Genomic DNA, 25,934 nt, shown 5'->3' with positions numbered 1-25,934 from the left:
GGGCCCTCCGGTACCGAAACCAAAGGTATTATACTCTATTCTGTCCAAAATCGCAACAGGACTGGATGAATTTGGAAGGTGCTTTATTGGGGTTTCTGGCCGCAGGCAGCGCAGCTGTGAGAGCAGGACCAGAGATTTTCTGCGGTGGGCTTCCAGTTGGAGGCATATGCATCGCATTTGCTGCACAGATCCTCGACGCCTTCGGGGGCTTCCATATCCGTGGAGTGGGCACCGGTGTTGTTCACCATAGCGCGGAGAGCGTCGGGGTTTTCGAGCATGGGGCAGGGCCGCAGATGGTTTTCGTTGAAGGGCTGGCCATCGTGGTATGCCTTAAACAGGGGAGAACACAGAGCCTCCAGAAGGGTCTTTTCGCGAATATTGGAGTCAGAGTAGTGAATGAACACGCAGGGATCGCAGTCGCCGTTGGCGTTGATGTGGAGGTAACGCCGGCCGCCGGCAATGCAGCCGCCTACATACTCACCGTCGTTCTGGAAGTCCATCATGAAGATGGGCTTCTTACCCCGCAGTTCACGGATCTGATGGTACATATACTCTCTCTGTTCAGGAGTGGGGAGGAGTTCAGGCACAGCATCCTTGCCCACGGGCATGTAGTGGAAGTACCAGACAAAGAAAGCGCCCCATTCCACCAGCTGATCCAGATAAGCTTCGGTGCTTACGTCTTTGATGTTGGCGCTGGTGTAGCAAGTAGAGATACCGAACGGCAGACGCTTGGATTTCAGCAGGTTCATAGCCTTGACGACCTTTTGATAGGTCCCGTCGCCGCGGCGGGAATCGGTTGCCTCCTCAAAGCCTTCCACGCTGATGACAGGTACGAAGTTTTTGACCCGAAGCATGGCGTCAGCAAACTCCTCATCGATTAGGGTGGCGTTGGTAAAGCACATAAAGATGGCATCAGAGTGCTTTTCGCACAACTTGATGATATCCTTCTTGCGCACCAGGGGTTCACCGCCGGTGTAGATATAGAAATACGTGCCCATTTCCTTGCCCTGGCGGATGATATCATCGATCTCATCATAGGAAAGGTTCAGCTTGTTACCATACTCGGCAGCCCAGCATCCCTTGCAGTGCAGGTTGCAGGCAGAAGTGGGGTCCAGCAGGATGGCCCAGGGGACGTTGCAATCATATTTATTCCGATATTCGTCCTGCTTTTTCCAGCCGGTGATGCTGGCGTTCAGGAAAAAGTTGGACAGAAGGGTCTCAGTGAAGCCGAGATCCATCTCGGTCATCATACGAAGCACCAGCTTATGAGAAGTGGAGTCTTCGTTGCTGATGGCGTCGCGAACAGCCTGTCTCTGACGGGGAAAGCTCTCGGGGCCATTGCCTGCGAACTTGTCAACCATATCCATAACCTTGGAGAGATTCTTGATGGGGTCTTTTTCAATATAGGAAAAGGCCTGGTTAATTGCGAATTTTTTGATGGTGTTACCAAACATAGTGGCATTCCTCCCTTTGTTTAACTATATCGAAAGTTCTCCGTGGAAACGGAAGTATGATATATAAGATATAAGAAATGATCACAGTATATAATAGTATGCTTTGGTTGCTTTTTCAAGAGAGGTTCTACGAAGCTACAAAAAGTATGCTTTATTTATGTGCAAAATGACTAATAATATACAGGGCGATGCAGATAAAAAGAAAAATAATATTCAAAAGAATAAAAAAGCGGAAGATGTTAAGTTTTAAAGACCTATTAAAAGGGGAAAAATTTTGGAGCATAAAAAAAGTTTTATAATAAATTAAAGAGAAGCTGCGGAAATGTACGCTGTGTTGAAGAACGGAGCAAGAAGAGGAACACATGAATTGGTATAAATGGAATAAAAAGGAATTCTCGATAAATTTTTCGTCATTTCGCTGATTTTTAAACAGAAAGGAGGAAATGCTGCTTCGTAATGGTACAATGCAAAGGGATCTGTTGCTGCTTTGCATACTATATAGCAGAGCGTTGGTGGATGAGGTCTTATCAGGGTTTGAAGAATTGCTGCCGTATTATCGATATTTTAACGCCTTATGTCAGAGAATGGATTGAGCTTTAATCCAGAATGCAGAACTGGTTCCGATGAAAGGTGAGGATTCCTTCTTTCTGCATGTTGGATAGTTCTCTGGAGAGGGCGCTGCGGTTGGTTCCCAGAAAGTCAGCCATGCTGGCCCGATCAAAAGGAAGGTCAAAGGGTTCTCCTTTGGCTTTGGCATACTGAGAGAGGAACGCAATCAGTTTTCTGCGCAGCGTGCTTTTGGAAAGGATCTGAATGCGCTGATTCATTTTTAAAGTCCTGGCAGCCAGGGCTGCGATGAAGCGGTTGGATAATTCCTGGTCCAAAGGCTGAAGAGGGAAGAGGGGGGTCCGAATTCGCGCAGGACTGAGCCACAGGATTCTGACATCGGTCACGGCACAGATATAGATGGGTGCGTCAATACCGAGAAAGCTGTAGGCTTCTCCAAACAGCTCCCCAGGGCCGACATGGTTCATGATCATATGATGTCCGTCAATGTCGTCCATATAGACCTGTACCGTTCCCCGCAGGACAAGCCCGAAAGACGGAAGAGGGAAGGAGACATGATGAAGGAATTCTCCCTTTTGATAGGATTTCTCTCTGCTTTTAAAATAGGATAAAGCGTAATTGGTTTCCTCTGGCGAAAGCCCGCAGAACAGCGGACAGCGGGCCATTTCCGGATAGATCGTCATAGCAAGCCTCCCTGATATAATCTATTGCTTCTTAATTATAAAGGAAAAGCCGTTGCATTTGCAACGGCTTTTCCTTTTTGTGCGATGCTTACGCAGCTGCGTTTTCAGGGCTGCTGCCGCTTGTTTTGGTATAGTCGTAGGATTCACCCAGGATGGAGTGGCAGCCTTCCAGGGCGTACTGCAGCTTTTGGTAGACAGCAGAGGTGACGAGAGAGGTGTCACCGTTTTCGTACGCAGCCATTCCCGCATGGACATCCATAATATAGTACTGGTCGCTGACACCGGCTCCACGATTGAGGACCAGGAGAGGAACATAGCTGGTTCCGGAAACCGTGGTTTCATTGGTTGCAGGGTCCTTGGTCAGTTCGATGTTCAGCACAGCGGTGGTGTCGGTGTAGTTGACGTTTACCGTAGCGGGGCTCTGGTTGGACACGAAATTCCCCAGGGAATAGCAGACGAAACCGGAGCGGGTGGAACCATCGTCCATGGTGACCGTGCGGGTCATCATGGGCTGGGGTACGTGGGAATGGCTGCCCAAAATCAGGTCGGCGCCATTCTGGATAAGGAAGTCTGCCACCTGGTCCTGATAGGCATTTTGAGTGGTTTGATACTCGATGCCCCAGTGGATCATAACGGCAATCAGATCGGTATTCAGACTTTCTGCATAGGAAAGCTCTTTTTTCAGTTTTTCCTGGTCCAGAGTGGTACAGGCGCCATCGTAGTCAATGTTAAAGCGATTCAGACAGAAGTTCCGATCAGACTGGATCGGGATGCCGTTGGTGCCGTAGGAGTAGCCCAGGAAGGCCACGGAGATCCCGCCCACATCGGCGACAACCACGCCGTTGTTCTCGTTAAATTCTTCCTGGGTGCGGTAGGTGCCCACATGCTGCAAACCACTTTCATCCAATACGTCCAGGGTACGGCACAGTCCGTCATACCCCTTGTCCATGCTGTGGTTATTGGCAGTGGTCACCAGATCAAAGCCGATGGCCTTGATGTCGTGGGCAAGGGCATCAGGAGCGCAGAACTGGGGATAACCGGAATAAGGAGGGCCGTTCAAGGTGGTTTCAAAGTTACCCACAGCAAAGTCGGCCTGCTCGATCCAAGGTTTTACAAACTGGAAACAATTCAAATAGCTGTAAGTATTGCTGGAAGCGTCATAGGCATCATTGGTTTGAGGCAGATGGCTCATAATATCACCGCAGACAGCCAGAGTAGCTGTGATCGGTTCCTGCTTTTCTGTTTGCTGCGTGCTGCTTGTCTGCTGGCCCTGGGAAGAGGGCGCTTGGGGATGCTCTTTTTTTATCCCCAGAAAAACAAGGAGCGCACAAACGAGAACTAAAACCAGAGCAGTAAGGAAAAGTTTCTTATTCATACGTCAATCGTTCCTTTGTAAGAAATTATCGGATAAAGTTCGTGTAATATTTTCTGGGGAGTTCGGGAACAGGATGCTGGGCCTTTCCGGCATCCATGACCTTCATCACATAGGCCATGTTTCGAGCCAGGACCTCCAGGGTCTGGATACCTTCTTCGTCTTGCCATACCTCCCCCGGACGATTGCCAAAGGCGAGAGGCCAGTAGACCGAGCCGGGGATGAGCATCTGGGCGTAATTGAGATAATGGATCAGCTCATCCATTGCGTTGACTGCCCCGGCCCGTCTGGCCACCACCACAGGGACACCCACCTTGAAACGGAACTGCCGTCCGTTGTTCATGTCGATGCAGCCGATCCGGTCCATGAAGCAGCGCATGCCGCTGGTGATCGAGGCAAAGTAAACAGGAGAGCCGAAAACAAGACCGTCTGCCTGGATGAGCTGTTCATAAAACCGATTGAGTCCATCGTCGGGGAGGGTGCAGGTATGGGTTTTGGCGCAGCGAAAACAGCCGGAGCAGGGGGAGAGCTGGTGTCCGATGTGAAGGACTTCAAAATCGATGGACTCCTCAGCAAAAATCTTCCCCATAGCGTCCAGCGCAGATTTGGTGTTTCCGTTGGCTCTGGGACTTCCGTTGATGCCAATGATTTTCATAGAGTGTGGATTCCTTTCTCTGGATGTTATTCAGGGATGCCGTTGTAGAAAGCGGCGGCAGCTGTACCCGTGGCAAGCATGTGGTCCCCGGTGTAGAGGGTAGTATGCAGGCCCAGGATATCCCTGGTAAAGGTGGCAAGATGCGCCTCCAGGCATGCACGAAGAGGAGGGATCTGGAAAGCCTGTCCATAGATGCCCACGCAGGCAGGAGCATCTGCATTTCGGCCGGCGCCTACAAATTGAAGCACTGCGGATAGATTTGCGCAGACCAGACGGGCGGCACGGTCCATAACAGCTTTGGCCACGATGAGGGCAACGGAGCGGTCCTCTTCCTCCCGGCAGTAATGGGCGATGGTCCCGGAACCTTCCGGAGAGGCCAGGAAGTCAGCCAAAGCATCGGTGCTGAGATACGTCAAAGACAGAATGTCCCGGCTGCAGCCAAAGGAGAGCAGCTTTTTCTCCGCAGCTTTGATCATGACCAATCGGTAGATCTCCCCTAAGTAGTCAGTGGAGACCATCTTCAGATAGAGATCGTGACCCGGAGCGTAACAGTCTCGGTCCTTACTGAAATCCACCAGACCAAAGGGAACGCATTCTGCGCTGGAGAAACCTCCGTCAAAGAGCATGAGATCACCGGGGATCCCCAGCCATCGCAGGACAATGCTTCCAGGGGCGGAAAATCCTACGTCAATGGTAGATCCCCAGGTGCAGCCCAGATAACGGGATTGCTGCGGAACAGTCAGGGCGGCAGCCAGAAGAACAGCGTCCGGTTCGCTGACCAAAACAGCAGGGAGGGGAGGAAGATCACGGCTGGAAAGCTCTTCTGCCAGCGCAGCCAGGACAGGCTTATTTTCATAGTCGCTGATGGCCATATTTCCCGGGAAGCGGCGAAGGGTACCATCTCCTTTTCCGTCGTAGTCGACAGGAAAGGGGATGGAGATAGCGATCCGTTTTGCAGAGGGTAATAGAGGCTCTAAGAGCTCTGCAATAGCATAAATCAGATCTTCAAAGGGAGCGGGATACTCCCGACCAGGGACTGGAAAGCTGGTTTCCTCAGCACAAGTTGCTTGTCCATTGGAAAAGGTAACCAGACATACACGGACCTCCTGGTCGTCCACTTCGGCGACGGCTACAGGCTCATCATCCTTCAGAGTACCGAAGGGTTTCAAGAAGGTGGGGAGCATGGGAACGGAAGCCTTCCCGCCGTAGAGGGAAACTCTCATTTGTGAGAGGAAAAGTTGGGTCATAGTAGAGAGGTCCAGTACATCGGGGGTCATACTATTGGAACGAAGTAAGTCAAGGGTCGATTGTTCAAGGGTTGGATTCATGGAACATGCCTCCTAGGAATGGCCTTTTGGATCACAGGCTACAGCAATAAAGGGTGCATACAAGCACTGTTGCTTGTATTATACCATGTTTTATCAAAAGTAAAAGGCTTTGACTCTTTTGAGACAAGAAAAAAAGAGACCGGCTGAGCCGATCTCTTTTTTTGAAAATCCGAAAAACGGATTACTTGTACATAGCCTTGTGATACAGAGCTTCGACGTCCTTCACGGTGGTGATTCTGGGGTTGACCATGACGTTGCCGCTCTTCATAGCGTCGACAGCCATCTGAGGGATCTTGTCCTCGGTGACACCGACGTCAGCCAGGCAAGCGGGGATGCCCAGATCAGCGTTCAGCTGACGCAGAGCGTCGCACAGCATCTGAGGCACGAAGTCGGGGCCTGCCTTCTTGCCGGTGATGTATTCATAGATCTTAGCATAGCGCTCGTCGCTTGCCAGAGCGTTGAACTCGAAGATGGTGGGCATCAGGACTGCGTTGGCCACACCGTGAGCAACGTGGAAGAATGCGGACACGGGGTGAGACATAGCGTGGATGTTGCCCAGACGGTTGTTGGCGAAAGCGATGCCAGCGAAGGTGGAGCCCAGCATCATAGCGCAAGCTGCGTCAGCGTCGTTGCGGCGAGCCACGAACTTACGGATGTTGGCGCCGATGAGTTCCATAGCCTTCTCGCCCATAGCAGCTGCGAAGGGGTTAGCGTCGGTGTTGATGTAGGATTCCATAGCATGGATCAGAGCGTCAACGCCGCAGGCAGCAGCAACGGAAGCGGGAGCGGTCATGATGAGCTCGGGATCCAGAACTGCGTAGGTGGGGGAGATTTCGGGGCCCAGCACGGACAGCTTGTAGTTACGAGCTTCGTCAGTGATAACGGCAGCGACGGTAACTTCGGAACCGGTACCAGCGGTGGTGGGGATAGCGATCAGGGGATCGATGGGGCCGGGAACCTTGCCGACGCCTTCGTAATCGGTGATGCTGCCGCCGAACTTAGCGACAACGCCGACTGCCTTAGCAACGTCCATGGGGGAGCCGCCGCCCAGAGCCAGGATAGCGGTAGCACCAGCTGCCTTGTACTGAGCTGCGCACTCGTTGACGATGTCAACAGTGGGGTTGGGCAGAACGTCCAGATACTCGCTGTACTTCAGGTTAGCACCCTTGATAATCTCGCGAACCTTATCAACGACACCGATGGCTTCCAGGCCACGGTCGGAGATCAGCATAACGTTGTCGGAACCGCAGATCTTCAGGAAGTCAGGCAGCTTCTTCAGAGCGCCCATGCCGAACTGACAGTTCTGAGGAATGATGAAACCAAAGTCTTTAATCATAGGGATCGCATCCTTTCCAAGTTACTCAAAAGTGTTTATGCGGTTTAACCTAAAAGATGGGCTAAACTGCTTTCGCAATTAGTATAACATTGAAAAGGAACGATGGCAAGTTCCAATGGGACGAAAATATGCAACAAGAATTTTGACCTATTTTTGGTAACAATGTACATTTCCAGGAAGAGACTTCCGAAAGTGATTTAATAAATAAAGATACTATTGTCATTTTGCCGAAAAGAGGAAAAAGGAACGGTAAAAAGCAATAAAAAAGCCTCTGTCTTTTCCTGCGTCGTGAAAAAACAAAGGCATTGTGTCATATTTGAGAAAAGAGAACAGAAAGCCCCACTCTGGCCGTGCGGACCCGATTAAAACCTGCACAGAATGGCAGGTGGGTTGCCTCCGCTGTGCTTCTCTGCTTCCAACTTCCAACCGGAGTCGGGAGGCCTGCAATTCACACAGCGAGTCAGCGTCCCGTTTAAGAAATGTGGGTTTAAAAGGGTCCAATTCACGCACCGAGCAGGGCGATCTTTCAGGAAGGGAGAGGAGGAGCTCAGGAGTCTTCCTCTTCTTCGGAAAACAGTTCTTTCATGAACTCGTTGTAGACAGCGTCGGTCTCTTCGTCGCTGTCCAGGGTGGAGAGGAGCTCTTCTCCGTTTTCACGGATGACTTTCAGAATGACCAGACCGAGTTCTTCTTCATTGTTTTCCTCGCTGTCTTCCGAAACAGCAGGGAAAAAGGCCAGATACGTTTCGCCGTTAAACTCGATGGTGTCCAGATGCTCCAGCTCGAACTCGTTGCCGTCATCGTCGGTGACGGTAATGAAATTTGCGCTGTATTCTTCGCTCATGCGGGTATCTCCTTCGTTGAACTGGCTATATTTTACCCCGTAAGAGGGAAAAAAGCAAGGGAGAAGAGAAGAAAACTTTCGGGAAAGATTTCATAAAAACCTCATAATTCACGGATAGACAAATTGAAAAGGTGTGGTATAATACGGAGAATAGACATGGTAAAGGAGGGATGCTGACGACACAGAACTCAGGCGACCCCTGAGGAACTGAGGCGTTCATTCTTTAGTATCTGACATCGGAGGTGTCAAGTTGGAACGAAATCAAGATACCCGCAGAAAACAGACTAAGCGAAGACGGAAAAAACACGGCAAGGCGTTTAAAGTCGTCATGACGATCGTGCTGATCATTGTCATCACCACAGCCATGCTGTTTTGTATGGCGGCAGCCTACATTAAAAATGTAATCCTGCCCGAGGCAGACTTGCAGTTAAATGACTATGCCATGAATATGAATTTGACCAGCAAGATGCTATGGTTGGATAAAGAAACAGGGGGCTACACGGAAATGCAGACCCTGTACGGTGACGAAAACCGTGTCTGGGTCACCCGGGATGAGATCCCTGAAGATCTGATGAATGCTGCGGTGGCCATCGAGGACCAGCGGTTCTACAAACACCATGGCGTTGACTGGCTCAGAACAGCCAATGGTATCCTGCTTATGTTTACTGGACGGGATATCCAGGGCGGTTCTACCATTACCCAGCAGCTGATCAAAAACCTTACCACAGATGATGATGTGACGGTCAAGCGGAAGATCACGGAGATCTTCCGTGCACTGGAACTGGAAAAGAACTATTCCAAGGAAGATATTCTGGAATGGTATCTGAACTACATCTACCTGGGCCAGGGCTGCAACGGTGTGTATACCGCTTCCTTTAAATATTTTGGTAAGCATGTTTCGGAGCTGAGCCTTGCAGAGTGCGCCAGCCTTATTGGTATTACCAACAATCCGTCTAAATACGACCCCCTGGGTAATCTGGAGGTCGTGGACGAGAAGACCGGAAAGGTGATGACCTCCCGTGACTTCAACAAGCAGCGGCAGGAGACTATCCTGTACGTGATGGAGGAACAGGGGTACATCACGGAGGAAGAACGGGATGCCGCCATTGCGGAAAAGCTGAACTTTGACCATGGCTCGGAGGTCTCCCAGAAATCGACAGTCTATACCTGGTATGAAGATGCGGTCATCGCTGACGTGGTCAATGACCTGCAGGAGACCTATAACTGGTCCAAGGAGTATGCACAGATGATGGTTTACTCCGGCGGTTTGGAGATCTATACCTGCATCGATAAAGACGTTCAGGCAGCGGTGGACAAGATCTATAACGACCGGAACAATCTGAACTATACGTCTGCCACTGGGCAGCCTCTGCAGTCTGCCATCACCGTGGTCAATAACGAGACTGGCGACGTGGTTGCCATGGCCGGCGGCGTGGGAGAAAAGACCAGCAGCCTAGGTTGGAACCGGGCCACACGGACCCTGCGTCCTCCCGGATCTTCCATTAAGCCTTTGGCGGTCTATGCTCCGGCCATTGAATTGGGTAAGATCACCCCTGCATCCATCTATGACGACAGCCCCTATGACAAGGAAAAGGGGTGGCCTGTCAATGCGTCGGGAAGCTATCAGGGACCGGTTACCGTAGCTAAGGCAGTGGAAGATTCTTTGAATACAGTTGCGGTTAAGGTGTTGAGTGATATTACGCCCCAGGTCAGCTTCGACTTTATGGAGGACAAGTTCCACTTTGATCTGGTCGAGTCCCGGAAAGTGGGCAATAAGAACTACTCGGATATTGACCTTGCCCCGTTGGCGCTGGGTGGTTTGACCGACGGCGTCAGCACCTACCAGATGGCAGCGGCCTACTCCAGCTTCCCCCGCGGCGGCATCTACATGGAGCCGCGTACCTATTCCATGGTGCTGGATCGAAACGGGAAGATCCTGCTGGACAATGACCGGAAAAAGGACAACAATGGCCAGGAAGGGGAGAGAGCGGTCTCTGAGCGTACTGCGTTCTACATCACTGATATGCTGAAGCAAGTCGTCTCCAGTGGTACTGGTACCGCTGCAAACTTTAGCGGTCAGGATATTGCTGGTAAGACCGGTACCACGACCTCTCGAAAGGACCTGTACTTTGTGGGTTATACACCCTATTACACGGCTGCGGTCTGGACCGGATATGACCAGCAGGAACGACTCTCCACAGGCTTGCGCAATCCCTCCACCAATATGTGGCGGATGGTGATGCAGGAGATCCATAAGAACCTGCAGTATAAGGCATTTGATACGCCGGATGGTGTTAACCTGAAGCAGGTCACCTACTGCGGCATCAGCGGTAAGCTGCCTGGACCGGCTTGCTCCGGGCATCTGGTCACAGGGACCTTCTATCCGGACGATGTACCGACAGGATACTGCAACATCCACAAGATCGAACAGCCGGTGATCCCGCCTGCTACCGGCGGCGAGACCGGAGGAGAAACCGGCGGTGAAACCGGAGGAGAAGGATCCGGGGAAGGCGGAGGTACGACGCCTCCCGATCCCATCGAACCACCGGTGGATGGCGGCGGTGAAACACCATAGTCTTGAGAGGCGAACCGGGACCCAATTCCTGTTGGGTCCCGGTTTTTGCATGATATGACTGAAATTCGAGCAAAAGAAGAAGGAAAACTGTCGCTCAGTCAAATACTTTTTGTTGCCACTGGCGGACAGATGTGGTAGAATACCCCTTGGACAGAAAAATGCACCCTTGGAGAACGGAGAAAAGCCATGTCAAAAGCACCCAATTATTATATTGTGAATGCGGATGCACTGCCGGAGATTTTCCGTAAGGTAGTAGAGGCCCGCCGCCTGCTGGATACCGGCGAAGCGGAGACCGTCAATCAGGCGGTCCTTCTTACAGGAATCAGCCGGAGTGCTTTCTATAAATATAAGGATGCGGTCCGCCCCTTCCAGGATATGCTTCATGGGAGGATCGTCACCTTTCAGATCATGATGAAGGACCAGCCTGGGATCCTATCTCATGCCTTGAACCTCTTCGCTGGTTCGGGCGCCAATATTTTGACCATCAACCAGGGGATCCCCATCAATGGATGTGCGGTCGTGACGATCAATGCGGAGACTTCCGGGCTAAGAGGAAGTCTCCAAGATCTGTTGGAGCAGATCGATAAAACAGACGGTGTCTTGCGGGGGGAGATTCTTGCAGGATGACACGGCCTGACTGGAAAATAGGACTGGGAACAGGATGAGACCAAAGGAAAGGAATGGAACCATTTATGGTAAAAGTAGCGGTTTTGGGTTTCGGCGTCGTTGGCTCCGGTGTGGCAGAGGTCATCACTGGGAAGGGCGACGGAATGAAAAAGAAGGTAGATGAGCTGCTGGAGCTGAAATATATTTTAGATGTGCGGGATTTTCCTGACAGTCCGTTCGCCGCTTGCTTTGTGACGGACTTTTCTGTGATTGAAAAGGACCCTGAGGTTTCGGTGGTAGTGGAAACCATCGGGGGAGTCGGGGCGGCGCTGGATTTTACCGAGCGCGCGTTGAAAGCGGGAAAGAGTGTGGTGACCTCCAACAAGGAGCTGGTGGCCACCCATGGCCGCCGCTTGATGGACTTGGCCGCAGAGCATGGAGCGATCTATCTCTTTGAGGCCAGTGTGGGCGGCGGTATCCCGATCCTCCGGCCATTGAGCGAGTGTATGGCAGCCAATGATATTCTGGAGATCTGCGGGATCCTCAACGGCACTGCCAACTATATTTTTACCCGAATGGTGCAGGATGGGGTTCCCTTCGAACAGGCGCTGAAGGGGGCGCAGGCCAATGGATATGCAGAGCAGAATCCCAGCGCAGACGTGGAGGGATATGATACCTGCCGTAAGCTGAGCATTCTTTCTTCCATTGCCTTTGGATGGCATTTGCTGCCGGATCAGATTCCTACAAAGGGTATTACTCAAATTACCCTGGAAGATGAAGCCTATGCGGCGGCCTGTCGGCGGAGGATCAAGCTGCTGGGCCGTGCCATCGCCGGGGAAGACGGAACCGTCTGCGCCTATGTGGAACCGCACTTTGTCAGCGAAGAAAATCCCCTGGCAGGCGTGGAAGACGTGTTCAATGCCATCATGGTCAAGGGGAATGTCACAGGGGACGTGATGTTCTATGGCCGCGGCGCAGGAAAGCTGCCCACTGCCAGCGCAGTTGTTGCAGATGTGATTGCTGCGGCCCGCAAGATGGAGCGCGCCGGCTATCAGCCCTGGCAGGAGAACCGTCCTGCCTGTGTGGCTTCGGTGGATGCTCTGAGCAGCCGTTGGTATGTCCGCCTGGCAGAGGGAGAGCTGGCAGACAGCGAGGTCCTCACCATTCCCCAGGCAGGGGAGGGAGAGCACGGGTATCTCACCCAGGCGATGCCCCGCCCGCAGCTGGAAAAAGCGCTGGAGGGGAAAAAAGTTCTGTCCGTGATTCGGGTTTTGGATTGACGAAACGGCCGGAATGGGCATAAAATAGGCAGGCTGCCCTCTTGCCCAGAGGGCAGCCAAGCATTGTGAATGAATGGAGAGAGAACAATCTCGTTCCCTATGGCCGGGAAGCACCGCGCCATATGACAGGAGGTATGAAGTATGGGACTGATTGTGCAGAAATTTGGTGGGACGTCGGTGGCGAACGCAGAACGTCTGCGGAACGTTGCCAGGATCATTGCCGATACCTATCGGAAGGGGAACCGCGTTGTGGCGGTGCTGTCGGCACAGGGCGATACAACGGATGAGCTCATTGAGAAAGCAAAAGAGATCAATCCGAATGCATCCAAACGGGAGATGGATATGCTGCTGTCCACCGGCGAACAGATCTCCTGCTCCCTGTGCGCCATGGCCATTGAGACCATGGGGCTGCCTGTGGTCTCTCTGACCGGCTGGCAGGCGGGCGTCCAGACCAACAGCAGCTACAGCAGCGCACGCATCAAAAAGATCCAGGTGGAACGGATCCAGTCGGAACTGGACCGGAGCAATTCCATCGTCATCGTGACCGGGTTCCAGGGCATCAACAAGTTTGGTGATATCACCACCCTGGGCAGAGGGGGCTCCGACACCTCTGCTGTTGCCCTGGCTGCCGCACTGAAGGCTGACCTGTGTCAGATCTATACAGACGTGGAGGGGATCTACACGGCAGATCCTCGCCATGTAAAGGGCGCAAAAAAGCTGGATGAGATCACCTTTGATGAAATGCTGGAACTGGCCAGCCTGGGTGCGCAGGTCCTGCACAATCGGTCGGTGGAGATGGCCAAGAAGTATCGTGTGAATTTAGAAGTGTTGTCCAGCTTTGCCAATAAGCCGGGAACGAAAGTCAAGGAGGTTGCAAAACAAATGGAAAAGACCCAGATCAGCGGTGTTGCAAAAGATAAGAACGTGGCTCGTCTCGCTTTGGTGGGCGTGGAGGATCGCCCTGGCATCGCCTACAAAGTGTTCTCTCTGCTGGGGCAGAATGACATCAACGTGGACATCATCTTGCAGTCTATCGGACGGAACGATACCCAGGATATCAGCTTTACCGTGAAGCGGAGCGACGTAGACAAGGCAAAAGAGATCCTGGAAGGGCACAAGAGCAGCCTGCGGTTTGAGCATATCGATGTGAACAAGAATATGGTGAAGGTCTCCATCGTTGGCGCCGGTATGCTGGATAATGCCGGTGTGGCTGCAACCATGTTCGGCGCATTGTATGATGCAGACATCAATATCCATATGATCTCTACCAGCGAAATCAAAATCTCGGTCCTTCTGGACGAAGCAGATACCGACTCCGCCGTACAGGCGATTCATGACAGATTCTTCGGAGAATAAGAAGAAATCGACGAAAAACAGAGGACGAGGGATAGAACCCTGTCCTCTGTTGTTTTTATGAAAGAGAATTGGTCGAAACGACTAATTTTAGCCAAATTCGGGAGGAATTTTTTTTTGAATGTGATGCGTTCCTATCTTGTAATTTGGGCGGTCCTTTGCTATAATACACACCGTAGTGTACTGGAAGGGGGCGACCTCTGCTACCTTCCGGAAAACGTCAGATACTGGAGAAATCTTCGGGCTGGCGTTGAACAAGATAACCGGCAGATCTGCATCCTTACATAAACAGATCGCTCTGTTTTATATGAGGCGAGGACGAGTCGGGGTATCGAAATAAAACAAATCAAAAATAGGGGGAAATCAGAAATGAACATACTTGTTTGCATTAAACAAGTGCCGGACACGACCATTATCAAAATTGATCCTGTTACCAACACCCTGATGCGCGAAGGCGTTCCCGCCATCGTCAGCCCGTTCGATGCTTATGCACTGGAAGCTGCTGCTCGCATTAAGGACAAGTACAAGGACACCAAGATCTATGTTCTGTCCATGGGTCCCGAGCAGGCACTGGCCGCTCTGAAGGAGTGCCTGTCTGTCGGCGGCGACAAGGCTTATCTGGTCTCTGACCGCGCTTGCGGTGGTTCCGATACCCTGGCTACTGGCTACATCCTGTCCAAGGCTAAGGAGAAGATCGAAGAGCTGGAAGGCATCAAGTTTGATATGCTGATGTTCGGTAAGCAGGCCATCGACGGCGATACCGCTCAGGTTGGTCCTCAGGTCGCAGAAGATCTGGATATTCCTCAGGTCACCTATGGTTGGGAAGTTTGGCCCACCGAGGATGGCAAGGGCGTTCGCGTGAAGAAGGAGCTGGAAGACGGCTTCGAAGTGCTGGAAATGGCTTGCCCTTGCGCAGTTACCATCACCAAGCCTGACTATGAGCCCCGCTTCCCCACCATCAAGTCCAAGATGGCTGCCAACAAGGCAAAGATCCCCGTTCTGAACGCAGAAGCTTGCGGTCTGGACGTCGAGAGATCCGGCCTGAAGGGTTCTCCCACCAAGGTTAAGAAGAGCTTCACTCCTCCCCGCAAGGAAGGCGGCCTGCAGATCAAGGAAGAGACTCCTGAAGAGTCTGCAAAGAAGCTGTATGACCTGCTCAAAGACAAGGGCGTTATCTAATAGAGGGGAGGACGAAGAACAATGTTACAGACTAGCTACGAAGCAAAGACTAAGGACCTGTGGGTCTTTATTGAGACCAAGAACGGCAAGGCAAGAAACGTTGGCCTGGAGCTGCTGAACCCCGGCCGTCGTCTGGCTGCCATCCAGGGTGGTAAGACTGTCGCTCTGGTCATCGGCCACAACTGCGACGAGGCTGTGAAGGAAGCCATCGCTTATGGCGCTGACAAGGTCCTGCTCGTCGACGACGAGGTCTATGCACACTACAGCACCGACGCTTACACTGCCGCTATCGTGCACTGCGTCGAGGCTGACTGCCCCACCACCATTCTGATGGGCGCTTCCCCCATGGGTCGTGACCTGGGTCCCCGTGTTGCCGGCCGTCTGAAGACCGGTCTGACCGCAGACTGCACCTCCCTGGACATCGACGAAGCTTCCGGCAAGGTTGCTTGGACCCGTCCCGCTTTCGGTGGTAACCTGATGGCTACCATCCTGTGCCCCTTCACCTTCCCCCAGATCGGCACCTGCCGTCCTGGCGTGAACAAGAAGCTGGAGCCCGACTACACCCGTGAAGCTCCCGTGGAGAAGATCGACTTTGTCTTCCCCGCTGATCAGATCCGTATCAAGGTGATCGAGACCATCGCTGAGGAAGGCGAGAAGGTCGACCTGGAAGGCGCTGACATCATCGTCTCCGGCGGCCGTGGTCTGGGCGGCCCCGAGGGCTTCGAGACCACCATTAAGCCTCTGGCTGACGCTCTGGGCGGCGTTGTGGGTTCCTCCCGTGCCGCTGTTGACGCTGGCTGGATTCCCCACTCCCACCAGGTTGGCCAGACCGGTAAGACCGTTGGCCCCAAGCTGTATGTCGCCTGCGGCATCTCCGGCGCTATCCAGCACCTGGCCGGCATGGGCTCCTCCGACTTCATCGTCTGCATCAACAAGGACCCCGAGGCCCCCATCTTCGGCGTGGCCGACCTGGGCGTTATCGGCAACCTGTATGATGTCTGCCCCGCTCTGACCAAGCTGATCCTGGCTGACAAGGACTAATTTTTGTTAGAAATTTTATTTTAACATACCTTGGAATGCTCCCCCCCTGTGAGGGGGGGAGCATCCCACGGGAAAGAAAGGAAAAATTATGGATTTCAAACTGAACGAAATGGAGCAGGAAATTCTTGACATGCTCCACGACTTCTGCCTGAAGGAAGTCAAGCCCATCGCTGCTGAACTGGACGAGAAGGAAGAGTTCACCATGAACGCCCGCGAGAAGCTGGCTGAAATGGGCATGCTGGGCACCTATATCCCCGAGGAGTACGGCGGCGCTGGTCTGTCTTATCTGACCTATATCGTCTGCTGCGAGGAGCTGGCTAAGTATTGCGCTTCCACCTCCATCATGTTCTCTGTCCACGGTTCTCTGTGCTCCTGGCCTATCCTGGAGTTCGGCACCGAGGAGCAGAAGCAGAAGTATCTGGTTCCCCTGGCTCAGGGCGAGAAGCTGGGCGCTATGGGTCTGACCGAGCCCGGTGCTGGTACCGACGCCAACGGCGTTCGCACCACCGCTGTCCTGAAGGGTGACAAGTATATCCTGAATGGCACCAAGATCTTCATTACCAATGGTTACTATGCCGACACCTATGTTGTCTTTGCCCGTACCAACCCCGACCTGAGCGTTGGCCACAAGGGCCTGTCCGCCTTCATCGTGGAGAAGGGCTTCAAGGGCTTCAGCTTCGGCACCAAGGAGAAGAAGATGGGCATCCGCGCTTCCGCCACCTATGAGCTGGTCTTCGATGACTGCGAGGTCCCCGCTGAGAACCTGCTGGGCAAGGAAGGCGAAGGCTTCAAGATCGCTATGATGCTGCTGGACGGCGGCCGTATCGGCGTTGCTGCCCAGGCTCTGGGTATCGCTCAGGGCGCTATCGACGAGTGCATCCCCTATCTGAAGCAGCGTAAGCAGTTTGGCAAGCCCCTGTCCGCATTCCAGAACACCCAGTTTGAGCTGGCTGACATGCAGACCAAGGTTGACGCTGCCCGTCTGCTGATCTATCGCGCTGCTATGGCTAAGCAGAACCACGAGCCCTACAGCCACCTGGCTGCTATGGGTAAGATGTTTGCTGCTGATGTGGCTTCCGACGTGACCCGTCGTGTTGTCCAGCTGGTTGGCGGCTGCGGTTACACCCGTGAGTATCCCTTTGAGAGAATGATGCGTGACGCTAAGATCACCGAGATCTATGAGGGTACCACCGAAGTTCAGAAGATGGTCGTTTCCGGCTGGATGCTGAAGAAGTAATTAGCGATCCGTTTGATTTGATGATTCGAGAGAGGGCAGTGGCGCACCACTGCCCTCTCTTTCTAAGAGGAGTAAGTCTATATGAACATTGATGTCACACGCTACACTGGCCGTCCTGCTGACTGCTCTGGCCGTCTGGCCCGGGAGGTCGCCTGCTATGACCTGTTGGATCACCTGGGCATTGCCTATGACCGGGTGGATCACGAGGCGGCCAATACCGTTGCCGACTGTGAGGCTGTCGAGGGCTATCTGGGGGCGCCCATTTGCAAAAACCTGTTTTTATGCAACCGGCAGAAGACCAATTTCTATCTGCTCCTCATGGAAGGGGAGAAGCCTTTCCGCACCAAGGAGCTTTCCAAACAAATTGGGTCCGCCCGGCTTTCCTTTGGCTCTCCCGAGGACATGGAAACCTATCTGGGGGTTACCCCTGGTTCGGCGACGATCTTGGCGATGATGAACGACCAGAACCATAGGGTTCAACTGATTCTGGACAGATCTGTGGCAGAGGGAGACCGTTTTGGCTGCCATCCTTGTATCAACACCTCCACCTTGAATCTCTCCATGCAGGAGATCCGGCAGAAGTTTTTGCCCTATTTGGGGGTGGAGCCCATTCTGGTGGACCTTCCGGATGAGCGGGAAGTGACGCCATGAACAGGCAGGGAGACCCATGCTGCCGGTGTTTCCCGGCGGTGTGGGTTTTCTTGTTTGCTGGCCCCATTGCAGCAGTCTTTGAAACGAGGAGGAGACCATGGTACGAATCACCAATTTGATCCTGCCCCCGGAGGGAGATCCCACGCTGCTCAAAAAGAAAGCAGCTCGTGTCCTGGGGGTCCCCGTGGGAAAGATCCACCGTTGTGTTCCGGTGCGGCAATCCATCGACGCCCGAAAGAAAACCGACGTCCACTATGTGATGACCGTAGATGTGTCCCTCGCCCATGAGGCAGAGGTGGTGGCCCGGGCAAAGAGCCGGAATGTCACCCTAAGGGAGGAGACAGCGCCCTATCAGTTTCCGGCGGTCACCCGATCCTCTGGCCTTCCCCCCGTGGTGGTGGGAAGCGGTCCCGCTGGGTTGATGGCAGCCCTTTGCTTAGCTCGGGCCGGCCTTTCGCCCATCCTTTTGGAGCGCGGGCCGGCGCTGGAGCAGCGTGTAAAGGATGTGGAAGCCTTTTGGCGGGGTGGGGACCTGAACCCTGAGTCCAATGTCCAGTTTGGCGAGGGAGGCGCGGGGACCTTTTCCGACGGGAAGCTCACCACAGGCACCCATGATCCCCGCCTTTCCCATGTGATGGAAACCTTTGTGGCTGCTGGCGCCCCGGAGGATATCCTCTGGCAGCATAAGCCCCATGTGGGCACCGATCTACTGCGGCAGGTGGTGAAGAATCTCCGGGAGAGCATCAAAGAACTGGGCGGAGAGGTCCGCTTTGGCCATCGCCTCTGCGGAATCCATGTGACCGGGGACCGCCTCACAGAGCTTGTGGTGGAAGAGGGGATGGGCCGCTATACCATGGCCTGTGACGCCCTCATTCTGGCTCCAGGCCATTCGGCCCGGGACACCTTCCAAATGCTGCGGGAGGCCGGGGTGCTTATGGAGCAAAAGCCCTTTGCCATCGGCGTGCGGATCGAGCACAGGCAGGATCGGATCAGCCAGGCCCAGTTTGGTCAAAGCTGGGACAAGCTCCCTCCTGCCGATTACAAGCTGGTCTGCCATCTGCCCAACGGGCGCTCGGCCTATACTTTCTGCGTCTGTCCCGGCGGGCAGATTGTGGCGGCGGCTTCCGAACCCGGCGGGGTGGTGACCAACGGTATGAGCAACCGGGCCCGGGACGGGGAATGGATCAACGGCGGTTTCCTGGTGGGTGTCGGCCCCGGGGACTTCGGCAGCGACGATCCCTTGGCCGGCGCCGCCTTTCAGCGGTTCTGGGAAGAGCGGGCCTATCAGTTTGGCCGCCCCGGCTACGAGGCTCCCGCCCAGCGGGTGGGGGATTTCCTCCGGGGGCTTCCCAGCCCGAACCTCTTGCACAGCCGAAGCACCTACCGCCCCGACGTGATCTTTGGGGACCTACGGGAGACCCTGCCGGGCAATGTGACTGACACCCTGGCACAGGCTCTCCCCGCCCTGGATCGAAAACTCCACGGTTTTGCCGCCCCCGACGCCTTGATGGTGGGGGTGGAAACCCGTTCCTCCTCTCCTGTCCGCCTCTTGCGGGACAAGACCTTCCAGTCGAATCTCCGGGGACTGTACCCCTGCGGGGAAGGGGCCGGTTACGCGGGCGGGATCGTTTCCGCCGCCGTGGACGGCATCCGTGTGGCGGAAGCGGTGGCAAACCCTGCAAAGTAAGAGAGACCGGAGAGAAGAATCCAAGAAATTCCCCTTTTTTAACACAGATGGTTGCAATCCATTGGGAAAACGGTATATAATAAAGTGTTACTGACAGAAAACACGTGATAATACTGTTTCTTAATAAAAAACTTCAACAAAGTTTTTATTGCGGCGCAATGCGCCGCTGCGCCGGTGGCGCAAGAAAGGTATTGACAACATTCTTGGCGGCTGCGTCCGCCGGGCCGCTTGCGCGGCTCCAATAAAACGATACAATCGTTTTATTGAGAATTCGTAGAAGGAGTGATACCATGGCGGAAGAAACCATGAGCACCAATTTCATTCACAGCATCATTGAAGAGGAACTGCAGCCCGGCGGGCGCTGCGAGGGGAAAAAGGTTCACACCCGTTTCCCGCCAGAGCCCAACGGCTATCTTCATATTGGCCACTGCAAGGCTCTGACCATCGACTTTGGCACAGCGGAAAAGTACAGCGGCATCTGCAACCTGCGGATGGACGACACCAACCCCGCCAAAGAGGACACCGAGTATGTGGACGCCATTCAGGAGGACATCCACTGGCTGGGCTTCGACTGGGATGACCGGTTCTATTATGGCTCGGATTACTTTGAAAAGACCTACGAGCTGGCGGTGGAGCTTATCCAAAAAGGCCTGGCCTATGTCTGTGAGCTCACCCCGGAGCAGTTTAAGGAGTACCGGGGCGACACCACCACCCCCGCCAAGAGCCCCTGGCGGGACCGCCCGGTGGAGGAAAACCTGGACCTCTTCCAGCGGATGAAGAACGGCGAGTTCCCCGAGGGGAAGTATACCCTCCGGGCAAAGATTGACCTGGCCTCGGGTAACTTCAACATGCGGGACCCCGTCCTCTACCGCATCCGTTACATTGAGCATCATCGCCAGGGGACCAAGTGGTGCATTTTCCCCATGTATGACTTCGCCCACCCCATTCAGGACGCCCTGGAGGGGATCACGCACTCCCTGTGCTCCCTGGAATATGAGAATCACCGCCCCCTGTACGACTGGGTGGTGGATCACTGTGACCTGCCCAGCAAACCCCGGCAGATCGAATTCGCCCGTCTGGGGATCAATTACACGGTGATGTCCAAGCGGAAGCTCCGTGCCCTAGTGGAGGGGAACTATGTGGACGGCTGGGACGATCCCCGGATGCCCACCCTCTGCGGCCTGCGCCGCCGGGGCTATACCCCCAAGTCCATCCGCAATTTCTGTGAACGCATTGGCGTGTCCAAGGTAGACTCCACCGTGGACTGGGCCTTCCTGGAGGCCTGCCTGCGGGAGGACCTCAACGAGACCGCCCAGCGTGTGATGGCGGTCCTCCGCCCGGTTAAGCTTACCATTACCAACTACCCTGAGGACAAGCGGGAGACCGTGACCGTGGAAAACAACCCTGTGGACCCCGAAGGAGGGGAGCGGGAAGTGCCCTTCTCCCGGCACCTCTATATCGAGGCCGACGACTTTATGGAGGAGCCCATCCCCAAGTACAAGCGCCTCACCCCCGGCGGCCAGGAGTGCCGTCTGAAGGGGGCCTATCTCATCCGCTGCACCGGCTGCGTGAAGAACGAGGCAGGCCAGGTGGTAGAGGTCCTCTGCGAGTACGACCCCGCCTCTAAGGGGGGCAACCCCGCCGACGGGCGCAAGGTAAAGGGCGCCACCATCCACTGGGTGGAGGCCGACACCGCCGCCGATGCGGAGGTCCGTCTCTATAACTACCTCTTCACCGACCCCGCTCCCGACGGCTCCGATAAAAACTTCCTGGACTATCTGAACCCAGACAGCCTCCAGGTCCTCACCGGCTGCAAGGTGGAGCAGGGGCTGGCCCAGGCCCCCATGCCCCAGGAGGGCAAGACCGCCACGGCCTATCAGTTTATGCGTCAGGGCTACTTCTGCCTGGATCATCAGGACGCCGCGCCGGGTCATTTGGTCTTTAACCGGAGCGTTTCCCTGAAGGATAGTTTCAAGAAAAAGTAAAATTAGACCTGGGAAAACTGGAAATTTTGGGGAAAGCAGGGAGGAGAAATCCCCTTCTTTACCTTGCGAAACTCTTCATTTTCTGGTACAATAGCAAAGATCAAGAGATCGCCCCTTTGTGAATTTCTTCCGCTGAAAGGGCGGGAAAATTCCCTGGGTGGAGATCTGTTCCTGGAATTGGGAGTGTTTTCACCGATATGAAGAAAAACGAGATAAAAACCGGAAGAAGCAAGCCGCCGGAAGTACGGACCAGAGAGCAGCAGGAGGATCAGGCCTTTAACAAAATGCTGCTATGGCTGGCTGCCGCCGCTGTGGTAGAAGTGGTCATGGTGCTCATCAATCGGTACTATATCCACACCCGGGTCAGTGAGTTGGGGATCAAGATGCCCCTTTACAAGGTGCTGACCGTGTTCCCCATCGCGGGAATCATCCTGTTTATCCTCTTCCTCTTTTTGGCGAAGAAGGTGCGGCAGGAAGGCCGGGGGAAAGACGGAACCTTACAAGTTGTAATGGCCTGTGGGTTTCTGTGTATGGGGCTGGGCGGTTTCGCCCTGCGGAACATGGAGGCTGCGGCTTCTCCCGTGGTGCTGGCTGTGGTTCCCGGTCTTGGCGTTCTGATGATGGTGTTCTACCTGTATCAGAAAGAATTTTTCGGCTGTGTACTGGTGGGCGGCATGGGCCTGGTGGGCCTGTGGCTTTACCGGATCTTCCAGGGGGGAAGGGTCTATTACGGCTATTTGATCCTCACCCTGGTGGTGGCTGTGGCAGGGGTGGTTTTGGCCCTGAAGCTGAAGGGAAACAACGGTGTGCTGAAGGTTGGCGGCAAAGAGGTGACGCTGCTTCAGCCCGGCGCGGCTTATCTGGCCTATTACCTCACCGCGGTGGTGACTGTGGTTCTCTTGCTGGCCCCAATGGCTTTGGGTACCGCTGTGGCCTATTACGCGATCTGGGTGATGGCGGCCTGGCTGTTTATTTTGGCGGTCTATTTCACCTCGAAGCTGATGTGATGAAATGAAAAAAATCCCGTTGGAATGGGTTCCAACGGGATTTTTTGTCCTTTATGATCGGGCGTCAGGCTGTGATTCCCGCTCCCAGCCCACCAGCAGGCAGCCCTCTTCCACTTGGATCTCCACGGGATTTCCCTGGAAATGGTTGCTGACCCCCAGGGGGAAAAACGGGGAGAGGGGCACCTTGTCCAAGGGATACTGGGCTCCTCGTATGGAGACGCCGTGGGCCTCTGGGCCCAGGCAGAATAGGGAGAAAATCCCTTCCTTGTGCGCCGGCAGGGATAGTATGCCATTTTGCAGGGCGGTAAAGGTGTAACTTTCGTCATAGAGATACCCCGTGGCCCCGGCCTGGGCCAGGAAGCCCAGGGCCTGGAGGTTGGCCAGGGTGTGGTCCATCCGCCCGCCGGTGGCGCCATAGAGGTGGAAGACACGGTAGCCCTTCTCAAGGCCGTATTTCAAGGCCAGCATCGTGTCAGTGTCGTCCTTCTCTACGGGGAAGGTTTGGACAGGGATGTCCCCCGGCAAATCCTCCAGGGAGTCAAAGTCCCCCAGCAGCAGGTGGGGCCGCAGCCCGACGGACAGGCAGTGGCGGTAGCCTCCATCGGCGGCCAGAATGAAATCCTCCGGACCGGGGGCCACCGGCAGGCCGAAGAAGGGTCCCGCGCCAAAAATAAAACAGGCGGGCTGAGACATGGCGAATCACTCCTCTTTCACGAAAGAATCTGGTGTGGTCTGATTATAACACGTTGCCGTCCCCTTGACCAGGGGGACTTTTTTTGTTACACTGAGGCGATAAAATTTTCGCAAAAGGAGGCGGAGCCCGTGATCAAAGGGGCGATTTTCGACGCGGACGGGACCTTGTTGGACTCCATGGGGATGTGGGACACGGTGGGGGAGCGCTACCTGGCGTCCCTTGGCATTGCCGCGCGGCCGGGCCTGCGGCAGATCCTGTTTCCCCTGAGCCTTTCTCAGTGCGCCGTCTATTTGAAGGAGAGCTATGGCCTGCCCGATTCCCACCGGGACATTGAGGCGGGCATCAACGGGACCATCCGCACCTTTTACCGCCAGGAGGTTGTGGCAAAGGCGGGGGCAAAAGAATTCCTGACGGAGCTCCGCCGCCGGGGCGTTGCCATCACCCTGGCCACCGCCACAGACCGGGAAGTGATCACAGCGGGCCTGGCCCGGACCGGCCTGCTGCCCCTGCTGGACGGCCTGGTCACCTGCGGAGACCTGGGGGTGGATAAGCGGACCCCTACCATCTTCCACTATGCCCGGGACGATATGGGGACTGCCACGGAAGCCACCTGGGTCTTTGAGGATGCAGTCCACGCCGCCCGGACGGCCTACCAGGCAGGCTACCGGGTGGCCGGTGTGGCCGATCCCTACAGCGACCAGGAGGCCCTTCAGGGGACCTGCCACCTCTACCTGCCCGACCTGACGGACTTTATGGGATTTTATGAGAGAGCACAGGCACAAACGTGAGAGAAGAAAGGCCGCAGGCCAGAGGAGTGTTTCCTCTGGCCCGCGGCCTTTTATCGTCGTTATTTCTTGGGAATGAATTGGATGTTCAGGTCCACATTTCCGTTAATCCCCGGTACCTTGCCGGTGCTGGAATACTGCCACATGTCAAAGTGATAATAGAAGGTGGGAGTCTTGTTGTACTGGGCCAGCCACAGGGGAAAGTCCACCAGCTTAGACAGGTCAAAGTGGAGGTAGAAGTAGGTGAGGTTGGAGTAAACCATGCTCTCATAGCCTCTGGCCTCCACGGCCTTGCAGAAGGCCACGGCGCATTTGGTGAGCATCCGGTCGGAGAGCCCGTCGGTGCGGGGGTTCAGGCTGCTGGAATAAGGCTCCCAGTCAAAAACAATGGGATAGGTGATGGGATAAGCACTGAGAATATCCATGCAGAACTGGGCCTCTTCCTCGGCCTCCTTCTCGTTGATGGCCTGGGAGAAGAAGTAAACGCCCACCTCGATGCCGTTGGCCAAGGCCTCCCGAATGTTTTTGTCAAAGTAGTTGTCCTTGACGATGGCCCCGGTGCTGTATCCCCGGTAGCCCAGACGGAGCATGGCAAAGTCCACGCCGGCCTGCTTCACTTGGGCCCAGTCGATGGACCCCTGATACCGGGAAACGTCGATGCCGATTTTGCAGGAATACTCGTCGCTGTCATAGGTGAGAAAGCCGTTTTCATTCACCTGGAAGAGGGAGGAGTCGTAGGACCGCTTGGGCATTTCCTCCACCACGTAGACTTTCTTGCCGTTAAAATAGAAATAATCTCCGCTGGGGGTGTCGGGCTCGTCGGGGTCTTCCGGGATGTCGGGGGGATTGTCGGGGTCCTCCGGCTTCTGGGACGCCTGATAATCATAGACCCGGCAGATCACAGCGCTGATCTCCGCCCGGGTGATGCTGTTTTGAGGGTAGAAGAAGGACTTACCATCCACCTGCGTGCCCTGGAAGATCCCATGGTCAGAGAGGATCAGGGCGGACAGGTCGCTGGTGTCCGCGAAGGGGGAGGGAGACTGATTGGTGCGCTCCAGCCCCAGGATGTTGACGATGAGCTCGGCAATTTGCAGGCGGCTGATGGTGTCGTTGAGCCCCAAGCTCATGCCGGAGGGAAGAAACCCCTTGCTCTGGGCCAACTGGTAATAGCCGCTGGCCCAGTGGGAGGCGGTGGGCGCCTGCTCTTTGTAGCCGGCGGCCATGAGGATGAGTTTCAAGGCCTCCCCCAGCTTTACCTTTCCCTGGGGAGAGAAGGTAGTGGGCGTGGTGCCGTTTACAATCCCCTTGTCATGGAGATCCTTGACGTAGGAATAGTACCAGGCGTCACTTTTGACATCGGTAAAAGGGAGCGCTCCGGCGGCGGAGGCGGGGACGGCCAGGGAGAAGGTCAGGGCCGCCAGCAGAAGGAGGGAAAGGAGTCTCTGTTTCATTGGAAAAATACCTCATTTGTTTCTAATACTAATTTCAAATGAAATTCTTTCATTTGAAACACGCACGCTGCGCGTGCTGGCGGTGCTTCGCACCGCCCCGTCTCATACAAAACTCGACGCGCTTCGCGCTATAAAAAACGAAAGTTTTTTAACGAGTTTTCGTA

General features: G+C 54.6%; 21 protein-coding genes and 1 other RNA gene. 12 read left to right on the top strand and 10 right to left on the bottom strand.

The genetic code is table 11. From position 1 onward, the window contains the following. Window positions 1–83: 83 nt before the first annotated feature. The 8 genes from SOR61_RS03135 to SOR61_RS03100 form a co-directional block, all read right to left on the bottom strand. Entirely contained in the window at window positions 84–1,454 is a 1,371-nt protein-coding gene (locus tag SOR61_RS03135; protein ID WP_320611236.1) for a radical SAM protein, read from the bottom strand. Window positions 1,455–2,050: 596 nt separating this feature from the next. Further along, window positions 2,051–2,704 carry a Crp/Fnr family transcriptional regulator gene (locus tag SOR61_RS03130; RefSeq protein ID WP_320611235.1) on the bottom strand — a complete coding sequence of 218 codons (654 nt, stop codon included), beginning with the start codon at window positions 2,702–2,704 and terminating at the stop codon, window positions 2,051–2,053. Between the two features lie 88 nt (window positions 2,705–2,792). Further along, a complete protein-coding gene (locus SOR61_RS03125) occupies window positions 2,793–4,079 on the bottom strand; it encodes a CapA family protein (RefSeq protein WP_320611234.1) in 1,287 nt (428 codons plus the stop codon). 25 nt (window positions 4,080–4,104) lie between these two features. Beyond that, entirely contained in the window at window positions 4,105–4,731 is a 627-nt protein-coding gene (locus SOR61_RS03120; RefSeq protein ID WP_320611233.1) for a flavodoxin family protein, read from the bottom strand. Between the two features lie 26 nt (window positions 4,732–4,757). Beyond that, the gene (locus SOR61_RS03115) at window positions 4,758–6,059 is read right to left on the bottom strand and encodes a hypothetical protein (RefSeq protein WP_320611232.1); all 1,302 of its coding nucleotides are present in this window, start codon (window positions 6,057–6,059) and stop codon (window positions 4,758–4,760) included. 181 nt (window positions 6,060–6,240) lie between these two features. After that, on the bottom strand, window positions 6,241–7,395 hold the full coding sequence (locus SOR61_RS03110; protein WP_407066501.1) for an iron-containing alcohol dehydrogenase: 1,155 nt from the start codon (window positions 7,393–7,395) through the stop codon (window positions 6,241–6,243). Window positions 7,396–7,727: 332 nt separating this feature from the next. After that, window positions 7,728–7,918: non-coding RNA, 6S RNA (ssrS, locus tag SOR61_RS03105), on the bottom strand. A 24-nt stretch (window positions 7,919–7,942) separates the two neighbouring features. Then, window positions 7,943–8,239, bottom strand: coding sequence for a DUF1292 domain-containing protein (locus tag SOR61_RS03100; protein WP_320611231.1), 297 nt, complete (start codon window positions 8,237–8,239; stop codon window positions 7,943–7,945). Between the two features lie 250 nt (window positions 8,240–8,489). On the opposite strand from SOR61_RS03100, the gene SOR61_RS03095 reads away from it, so the two are divergent. From SOR61_RS03095 to SOR61_RS03045, 11 genes are all read left to right on the top strand, one after another. Continuing rightward, a complete protein-coding gene (locus tag SOR61_RS03095) occupies window positions 8,490–10,814 on the top strand; it encodes a PBP1A family penicillin-binding protein (protein ID WP_320611230.1) in 2,325 nt (774 codons plus the stop codon). Between the two features lie 186 nt (window positions 10,815–11,000). Continuing rightward, entirely contained in the window at window positions 11,001–11,441 is a 441-nt protein-coding gene (locus SOR61_RS03090; RefSeq protein ID WP_320611229.1) for an ACT domain-containing protein, read from the top strand. A 65-nt stretch (window positions 11,442–11,506) separates the two neighbouring features. Then, window positions 11,507–12,700: a homoserine dehydrogenase gene (locus tag SOR61_RS03085; protein WP_320611228.1), complete on the top strand. Its 1,194-nt coding sequence runs from the start codon at window positions 11,507–11,509 to the stop codon at window positions 12,698–12,700. A 141-nt stretch (window positions 12,701–12,841) separates the two neighbouring features. Continuing rightward, the gene (locus SOR61_RS03080; RefSeq protein ID WP_320611227.1) at window positions 12,842–14,056 is read left to right on the top strand and encodes an aspartate kinase; all 1,215 of its coding nucleotides are present in this window, start codon (window positions 12,842–12,844) and stop codon (window positions 14,054–14,056) included. A gap of 366 nt (window positions 14,057–14,422) precedes the next feature. Then, entirely contained in the window at window positions 14,423–15,232 is an 810-nt protein-coding gene (locus SOR61_RS03075; RefSeq protein WP_320611226.1) for an electron transfer flavoprotein subunit beta/FixA family protein, read from the top strand. A 21-nt stretch (window positions 15,233–15,253) separates the two neighbouring features. Then, entirely contained in the window at window positions 15,254–16,273 is a 1,020-nt protein-coding gene (locus SOR61_RS03070) for an electron transfer flavoprotein subunit alpha/FixB family protein (RefSeq protein WP_320611225.1), read from the top strand. Window positions 16,274–16,361: 88 nt separating this feature from the next. Beyond that, window positions 16,362–17,510: an acyl-CoA dehydrogenase gene (locus SOR61_RS03065; RefSeq protein ID WP_320611224.1), complete on the top strand. Its 1,149-nt coding sequence runs from the start codon at window positions 16,362–16,364 to the stop codon at window positions 17,508–17,510. Window positions 17,511–17,591: 81 nt separating this feature from the next. Further along, on the top strand, window positions 17,592–18,161 hold the full coding sequence (locus SOR61_RS03060; protein ID WP_320611223.1) for a prolyl-tRNA synthetase associated domain-containing protein: 570 nt from the start codon (window positions 17,592–17,594) through the stop codon (window positions 18,159–18,161). A gap of 97 nt (window positions 18,162–18,258) precedes the next feature. Then, window positions 18,259–19,848, top strand: coding sequence for an FAD-dependent protein (locus SOR61_RS03055; protein ID WP_320611222.1), 1,590 nt, complete (start codon window positions 18,259–18,261; stop codon window positions 19,846–19,848). Between the two features lie 290 nt (window positions 19,849–20,138). Next, window positions 20,139–21,833, top strand: a complete 1,695-nt coding sequence (locus SOR61_RS03050) for a glutamine--tRNA ligase/YqeY domain fusion protein (protein ID WP_320611221.1) — start codon at window positions 20,139–20,141, stop codon at window positions 21,831–21,833. Between the two features lie 197 nt (window positions 21,834–22,030). Beyond that, window positions 22,031–22,840, top strand: coding sequence for a hypothetical protein (locus SOR61_RS03045; RefSeq protein WP_320611220.1), 810 nt, complete (start codon window positions 22,031–22,033; stop codon window positions 22,838–22,840). Window positions 22,841–22,891: 51 nt separating this feature from the next. Here the strand turns inward: SOR61_RS03045 and SOR61_RS03040 are convergent, their stop codons facing one another. After that, window positions 22,892–23,533, bottom strand: coding sequence for a thiamine diphosphokinase (locus SOR61_RS03040; RefSeq protein ID WP_320611219.1), 642 nt, complete (start codon window positions 23,531–23,533; stop codon window positions 22,892–22,894). 129 nt (window positions 23,534–23,662) lie between these two features. On the opposite strand from SOR61_RS03040, the gene SOR61_RS03035 reads away from it, so the two are divergent. Then, window positions 23,663–24,322 (top strand): HAD family phosphatase, encoded by a 660-nt coding sequence (locus SOR61_RS03035; RefSeq protein WP_320611218.1) that lies wholly within the window; start codon window positions 23,663–23,665, stop codon window positions 24,320–24,322. 59 nt (window positions 24,323–24,381) lie between these two features. Here the strand turns inward: SOR61_RS03035 and SOR61_RS03030 are convergent, their stop codons facing one another. Next, window positions 24,382–25,770, bottom strand: coding sequence for a GH25 family lysozyme (locus SOR61_RS03030; protein ID WP_320611217.1), 1,389 nt, complete (start codon window positions 25,768–25,770; stop codon window positions 24,382–24,384). Window positions 25,771–25,934 lie beyond the last annotated feature (164 nt).

Source organism: Evtepia sp. (genome assembly GCF_034090835.1).
In the GTDB taxonomy this organism is placed as follows: domain Bacteria; phylum Bacillota; class Clostridia; order Oscillospirales; family Oscillospiraceae; genus Evtepia.
Note: the sequence above shows the minus strand (reverse complement) of the source record. Positions and strands in the feature narration are given on the sequence as shown.

Bases quoted from the DNA above. Each gene is read 5' to 3' on its own strand.
- SOR61_RS03135 (WP_320611236.1), bottom strand. From the start codon at position 1,454: ATGTTTGGTAACACCATCAAAAAATTCGCAATTAACCAGGCCTTTTCC.
- SOR61_RS03130 (WP_320611235.1), bottom strand. From the start codon at position 2,704: ATGACGATCTATCCGGAAATGGCCCGCTGTCCGCTGTTCTGCGGGCTT.
- SOR61_RS03125 (WP_320611234.1), bottom strand. From the start codon at position 4,079: ATGAATAAGAAACTTTTCCTTACTGCTCTGGTTTTAGTTCTCGTTTGT.
- SOR61_RS03120 (WP_320611233.1), bottom strand. From the start codon at position 4,731: ATGAAAATCATTGGCATCAACGGAAGTCCCAGAGCCAACGGAAACACC.
- SOR61_RS03115 (WP_320611232.1), bottom strand. From the start codon at position 6,059: ATGAATCCAACCCTTGAACAATCGACCCTTGACTTACTTCGTTCCAAT.
- SOR61_RS03110 (WP_407066501.1), bottom strand. From the start codon at position 7,395: ATGATTAAAGACTTTGGTTTCATCATTCCTCAGAACTGTCAGTTCGGC.
- SOR61_RS03100 (WP_320611231.1), bottom strand. From the start codon at position 8,239: ATGAGCGAAGAATACAGCGCAAATTTCATTACCGTCACCGACGATGAC.
- SOR61_RS03090 (WP_320611229.1), top strand. From the start codon at position 11,001: ATGTCAAAAGCACCCAATTATTATATTGTGAATGCGGATGCACTGCCG.
- SOR61_RS03085 (WP_320611228.1), top strand. From the start codon at position 11,507: ATGGTAAAAGTAGCGGTTTTGGGTTTCGGCGTCGTTGGCTCCGGTGTG.
- SOR61_RS03080 (WP_320611227.1), top strand. From the start codon at position 12,842: ATGGGACTGATTGTGCAGAAATTTGGTGGGACGTCGGTGGCGAACGCA.
- SOR61_RS03075 (WP_320611226.1), top strand. From the start codon at position 14,423: ATGAACATACTTGTTTGCATTAAACAAGTGCCGGACACGACCATTATC.
- SOR61_RS03070 (WP_320611225.1), top strand. From the start codon at position 15,254: ATGTTACAGACTAGCTACGAAGCAAAGACTAAGGACCTGTGGGTCTTT.
- SOR61_RS03065 (WP_320611224.1), top strand. From the start codon at position 16,362: ATGGATTTCAAACTGAACGAAATGGAGCAGGAAATTCTTGACATGCTC.
- SOR61_RS03060 (WP_320611223.1), top strand. From the start codon at position 17,592: ATGAACATTGATGTCACACGCTACACTGGCCGTCCTGCTGACTGCTCT.
- SOR61_RS03055 (WP_320611222.1), top strand. From the start codon at position 18,259: ATGGTACGAATCACCAATTTGATCCTGCCCCCGGAGGGAGATCCCACG.
- SOR61_RS03050 (WP_320611221.1), top strand. From the start codon at position 20,139: ATGGCGGAAGAAACCATGAGCACCAATTTCATTCACAGCATCATTGAA.
- SOR61_RS03045 (WP_320611220.1), top strand. From the start codon at position 22,031: ATGAAGAAAAACGAGATAAAAACCGGAAGAAGCAAGCCGCCGGAAGTA.
- SOR61_RS03040 (WP_320611219.1), bottom strand. From the start codon at position 23,533: ATGTCTCAGCCCGCCTGTTTTATTTTTGGCGCGGGACCCTTCTTCGGC.
- SOR61_RS03030 (WP_320611217.1), bottom strand. From the start codon at position 25,770: ATGAAACAGAGACTCCTTTCCCTCCTTCTGCTGGCGGCCCTGACCTTC.